This is a genomic window from Mesorhizobium sp. M2C.T.Ca.TU.002.02.1.1, from assembly GCF_003997225.1.
In genome coordinates, this window is record NZ_RZTO01000366.1 from 1 (window position 1) to 5,859 (window position 5,859).

At 65.8% G+C, this 5,859-nt stretch carries 5 protein-coding genes; 4 read left to right on the forward strand and 1 reads right to left on the reverse strand.

Annotated features, from left to right (window positions below; translation table 11 throughout):
• The 4 genes from EOD07_RS19375 to alc all read left to right on the forward strand — a co-directional run.
• A partial coding sequence (locus tag EOD07_RS19375) for a hypothetical protein (RefSeq protein WP_206519500.1) occupies positions 1–1,125 on the forward strand: 1,125 nt, incomplete at its 5' end.
• Positions 1,126–1,215: 90 nt separating this feature from the next.
• Complete coding sequence (allB, locus tag EOD07_RS19380) at positions 1,216–2,598, forward strand: allantoinase AllB (RefSeq protein WP_127236615.1); 1,383 nt, start codon at positions 1,216–1,218, stop codon at positions 2,596–2,598.
• Position 2,599: 1 nt separating this feature from the next.
• A complete protein-coding gene (locus EOD07_RS19385) occupies positions 2,600–3,379 on the forward strand; it encodes an aspartate/glutamate racemase family protein (RefSeq protein ID WP_127236616.1) in 780 nt (259 codons plus the stop codon).
• Complete coding sequence (alc, locus tag EOD07_RS19390) at positions 3,376–4,608, forward strand: allantoicase (RefSeq protein WP_206519501.1); 1,233 nt, start codon at positions 3,376–3,378, stop codon at positions 4,606–4,608. Before EOD07_RS19385 ends, alc begins: the two co-directional genes overlap by 4 nt.
• A 243-nt stretch (positions 4,609–4,851) precedes the next feature.
• On the opposite strand, the gene groEL is transcribed toward alc, so the two are convergent.
• A partial coding sequence (groEL, locus tag EOD07_RS19395; protein ID WP_127236617.1) for a chaperonin GroEL occupies positions 4,852–5,859 on the reverse strand: 1,008 nt, incomplete at its 5' end.

A 5,859-nucleotide genomic window follows, 5' to 3' on the forward strand; every position in this document is an offset into this window, starting at 1 on the left:
GGCCAGACTCATTCGGTGATGGCCCGCAGCATCTTCGGCACCATCGGCAGCGGCCTCGTCTCGCTGCTCCTGGTGGTCAACGGCATGGCCTTCTACCTGTTCACGGTGAAGTTCATCATCGACATCGCCGGAGGGCTGATGACGCTGCCGGCGGTCGGCACCATCACGGCGTTGCTGGCTATAGTAATGATCGTCAACACTTATTTCGGCTTCGAGGGCGTGCAGCGCTTCGCTCAGTTCGTCGCCGTGCCGGTTATCCTGGTCTGGGGCATCTTCGCCACCATCCTTGCCTTCACCACCGTCTCGCATGATGTGCTGGCGGCGGTGCCGCATGTCGACAACAAGACCGCCATGATCATGGTGATCGGCTCGATGGTCGGCCTGTCCACCTGGGGCAATGAGCCGGACTTCTTCCGCTACGCCAAGGTCGGCCGCGCCTCCTGGTGGAACATCCCGACCATCGTCATTTCCTATTTGGTCGGCGCGCTGCTCTTCCCGGTCATGGGCTACATGATCGCGGCGCTCTCCAACCAGCCCGATTTCGGCCCGAGCATCAGCTACTTCGTCAACTTCACCATGTTCGGCAGCGCGCTGCTCGGCATCGCCGTCATCGTCATCAACCAGTGGGCGGTGCAGGACGGCAACCTCTACATCGCCGTCAACGGCGCGCAGAACGTTCTCTCCGGCATCCGCGGCTGGAAGCGCCAGTACACCGTCGTCGGCCTCGGCCTCATCGCGGCCGTGCTCACCTTCTACTTGCCCAACCTGCAGGACACGTTCAACCTAGTCACCAGCATCGGCTCGACCACGGTTCCGGTCGCAAGCACGATCATGGCGATCGACCTTTTCCTGCTGCCCTGGCTGTTCGGCATCAAGCGGCCGATGTATCGCGTCGCCAACTGGAGCGAGCTCGGCATCGCCAACTGGCCGGGCGTGGTAGCCCTGGCCGCCGGCACGGTCGCCGGCGTCTACACCGCGGGCCTCATTCCGGCGATCAACAGCGACTATATCGGCTTCCCTGCTCTCCAGGCCTGGCTGACTGGCGCGGTCGTCTACCTGATCGGCGTGACGCTGGTCCACAAGCGGGCCGACGTGAAGGCCTTGCTCGGCTTCGCCCGCATCTGAGGCACAATCTGTCCGGAGGCTGCAGCCAGCCTCCGGACAGGGATCCAAGCTCCAGTGTCCGTCGCGGCAGGCCGCACGGGAGGAATTGCCATGACATCCCTCGATCTCCTCATCCGCGCCCCGCGCGCCATCTTGCCTGAAGGCGAGCGCGCCGTGTCGGTCGGCGCCGTCGGCGGCAAGATCGTCCGTGTCGCCGCGCTTGATGCTCCGGACAACGCCCGGGAAACCGTCACACTCGATGCCGATACCGTGCTGCTGCCCGGCCTAGTCGACAGCCACGTCCATATCTGCGAACCCGGCAACACCGGATGGGAAGGCTTTCTGACCGCGACCCGCGCGGCGGCGGCTGGCGGCATCACCACACTGGTCGACATGCCGTTGGACAGCGTACCGACTACCGTGACGCTCGAGGCATTTGCCGCCAAGCGCGAGGCCGCCGCCGGCCAGTGCCATGTCGATGTCGGCTTCTGGGGCGGCGCCATCCCGTCGAACCTCGAAGACCTGCCGAAGCTGCACGCCGCCGGCGTGCTCGGCTTCAAATCCTTCCTCTGCGATACCGGCACCGACGATTTTCCGGGTATCACGCCCGCGCATATGCGCAAGGTTATGGATGTCGTCGCCGGCCTCGGCTCGCTCTTCATCGTCCATGCAGAGAGCGCCGACGCGATGGCCGCGATGCCGGAGGTCCACACCCGCCGCTATGCCGACTACCTCGCCTCGCGCCCCAAAGGCATCGAGAACCTGGCGATCGCCGAGGTGATCGAGGCGGCCCGCGCCAGCGGCGCCCGCGCGCATATCCTTCATCTGTCCAGCGCCGACGCGCTGCCGATGATCGCTTCGGCGATCGCCGACGGCGTTAGGCTCAGCGTCGAGACCTGCCCGCACTACCTTGCGCTTTGCGCCGAGGAGATCGGCAAGGGCGCGACCGCCGCCAAGGTTGGCCCGCCGGTGCGCGAAGCTGTCAACCGTGAGAGGCTCTGGGGTGGCGTCGGGGAGGGCACGATCAGCATGATCGTCTCGGACCATTCGCCCTGCACGCCTGAGATGAAGGGACTGGCCTCCGGCGATTTCGGCGCCGCCTGGGGCGGCATCTCCTCGCTGCAGCTCGGCCTGCCCGTGACCTGGAGTGAGGCGCGCAAGCGCGGCCATTCGCTGGCGGACGTCGCTCGCTGGATGGCCGAGCGCCCCGCCGCGCTCACCGGCTTGGCGCATAAGGGCCGCATCGCGACCGGCTGCGACGCCGACTTCACACTGTTTTCACCCGATGCCGAATTCGTCGTCGATGCAGCCAGCCTGCACCACCGCCATCCGATTACCCCCTATGCCGGCAGAACGCTGAGCGGCGTGGTGCAGGGAACCTTGCTGCGCGGCCGGCGCATCGACCTTTTCGGCCGCCCGATGGGTGAACTGATCGCCGGAAAAGCGCAGGCCGGAGAGGAAAGCCGGACACAAGAATTGAGAAGGAGTGCCTGAGATGAAGATCCTGGTCGTCAACGTCAACACCAGCCAGTCGATGTCCGATGTCATCGACGCGGCCGCCAAGACCGCCGCATCCCCCGGCACCGACATCGTCACGCTGACGCCCTTCTTCGGACCCGAAGCGGTGGACTGCAACTTCGAGAGCTACATTTCGGCCGTCGCCGTCATGGACCGCGTGCTTGCCTATGATGAGCCGTTCGATGCCGTGGTCATGGCCGGTTTCGGCGAGCATGGCCGCGATGGGCTGCAGGAACTGATCGAGCAGCCGGTCATCGAGATCTGCGAGGCCTCCGCCCATATGGCGATGATGATCGGCCGCAGCTATTCGGTCGTCACCACCTTGCGGCGTTCGGTGCCGCCGATCGAGGACCGACTGCGGCTTTCCGGCCTTGCCGACCGCTGCGCCTCGGTTCGCGCCAACGGCATGACCACGCTGGAGGTCGATCAGGATCCCGCCCGCGCCATGCGCTCCATCGTCGAGGAGGCGCGCAAGGCGGTCGAGCACGATCATGCCGAGGTGATCTGCCTCGGTTGCGCCGGAATGGCCGGCCTGGAGGAAGCGATCACATCCGAGCTCGGCGTGCCGGTCATCGACGGTGTGGCCGCCGCGGTGCGGCTGGCCGAGGCGGTCGTCGGCCTCGGGCTCAAGACCAGTAAGGTCTCGACCTACGCGAAGCCGGAGGCCAAGCGCATCGACGGCTGGCCGCTGTCGGAGGCGTTGGGATTGAGGCCACGTCCGCAAGGGTTGGCGCTGCGCGCGGGAGGCCGGCGATGAACATGATCGAGAAAGGCCCGGCGCATGATGCTTACGCCATGCCCGAGCTGAAGGAGGATTTCGCTGCGGAGGTCGATCTTGCCTCGCGCTGGCTGGGTGGCAGCGTGCTCGCCGCGAGCGATGAGTCCTTCGGCGAGAAGGAGAGCCTGCTTACGCCGACGCCATCCGCTTTCGTCCCGGGCAATTACGGCCCGCGCGGCGAGATCGTCGACGGCTGGGAGACGAAGCGGCGCCGCGAACCCGGCCACGATTGGGCGCTGATCCGGCTGGGTGCCGCCGGCATCATCACCGGCATCGATGTCGATACGTCCTTCTTCACCGGCAATTTTCCGACCACATGCCGCATCGAGGCCTGCGGCGTCGAAGCCTATCCCAGCCCGAAGGCGCTGCAATCGGCCGGGACCGAATGGATCGAGATCGTGCCGCGTTCGCCGCTCAAGGGCGACGCGCACAATCGCTTCGACGTTTCCGACCGCCGTCGCTTCACCCATGTGCGCCTCTCCGCCTTTCCGGACGGCGGCATCGCCAGGCTGCGCGTCTACGGCCATGTCCTGCCCGACCCGCGGACGTTCGACGGTCTCACTATCGACCTCGCCAGCCAGGACCATGGCGGCCAGGTGGTGACCAGCAGCGACGGCTTCTACACCTCGGCCGCGATGCTCAACCGTCCCGACAAGGCCCGCAACATGGGCGACGGCTGGGAAACGCGCCGCCGTCGCGACGACGGCAATGACCATGCCATCATCCGCCTGGCGCTGCTGGGCCATGTCAGGCTGGTCGAGATCGACACCGCGCATTTCAAATACAATGCTTCCGCCGAGGTAGCGCTCTCCGGCGCGGGGGAGGCGCTGCCCGGCGACGATGGCTGGCAGCCGCTGCTTACGCGCCGGCTGCTTCAGCCGGACACACGCCATGTCTTCCGTGTGGCGGAAACGAGCGAACCGGTTTCTTACGTCAGGCTCGATGCCTATCCCGATGGCGGCATCTCGCGGGTGAGGCTGTGGGGCAAGGTCGACCCCGCCGCGCGTCGCGTCGCCGGCTATCGCTGGTTCAACGCGCTGCCGGTGGGACAGGCCATGCAGGTGCTTGCGGAGCAGGGTGTGGCCCGCGACCTCGCGGAACGGCTGATCGCTGCACGACCTCTGGCGGAAGGGGGCATCGCTTCTTTCGCTGGTGTCGGTTCAGTCGGCGTGAAGTCCATGCTGGATGGACCGGGCGATGAAGCCTGAAGGAAAGCTGGCGCTCAGCCTGAAGGCGCTGCGGCGACTTATTTTCGCGGCGATGCAATTTCGTTTCGGAATGCCGATCAAACGCTGATGGCGCTGGCAAATCCTTCGCAAACAAAAAGGGCGCCTTTCGGCGCCCTTTCCATATGCGTTGGCTGGATAGCCTGGATTAGAAGTCCATGCCGCCACTCAAGCCCGCTTGCGGGCTTGAGCAATGTTAGTTGATGGGCGTTCTTTATGGACTTCTTAGAAGTCCATGCCGCCCATGCCACCCATGCCGCCGCCAGGCATGCCGCCCGGCATGCCGCCGGCAGCTTCCTTCTTCGGAGCTTCGGCGATCATGGCTTCGGTGGTGACCAGCAAGCCGGCGACCGAGGCCGCGTCCTGGAGAGCCGTGCGCACGACCTTGACCGGGTCGACGATGCCCATGGCGATCATGTCGCCATAGTCGCCGGTCTGGGCGTTGAAGCCGAAGGTCGCGCCCTTGTTCTCGAGGATCTTGCCAGCGACGATCGAGGCCTCAGCACCGGCGTTCGACGCGATCTGGCGGGCCGGAGCCTGCAGCGCGCGGCGCACGATGTTGATGCCGGCAGCCTGGTCGGAGTTGGCGCCGGTGGCCTTGACGTTGGCCGAGGCGCGCAGGAGCGCGACGCCACCGCCGGCGACGATGCCTTCTTCCACGGCCGCGCGGGTCGCGTTCAGCGCGTCGTCAACGCGGTCCTTCTTTTCCTTCACTTCCACTTCGGTCGCACCGCCGACGCGGATCACGGCAACGCCGCCGGCGAGCTTCGCCAGACGTTCCTGCAGCTTCTCCTTGTCGTAGTCCGAGGTGGTCTCCTCGATCTGCTGCTTGATCTGGGCGACGCGGCCCTGGATCTCGGCCTTCTTGCCGGCGCCGTCGACGATGGTGGTGTTCTCCTTGGAGATCGACACCTTCTTGGCGCGGCCGAGCATGTTGAGGCCGACATTCTCGAGCTTGATGCCGAGGTCTTCCGAGATGACCTGGCCACCGGTCAGGATGGCGATGTCTTCCAGCATGGCCTTGCGGCGGTCACCGAAGCCCGGAGCCTTGACGGCGGCGATCTTCAGGCCACCGCGCAGCTTGTTGACGACCAGCGTGGCCAAGGCCTCGCCTTCGACGTCTTCCGAGATGATGAGCAGCGGCTTCGAGGTCTGAACGACGGCTTCCAGGACCGGCAGCATGGCCTGCAGGTTGGAGAGCTTCTTCTCGTGCAGCAGGATGTAGGCGTCTTC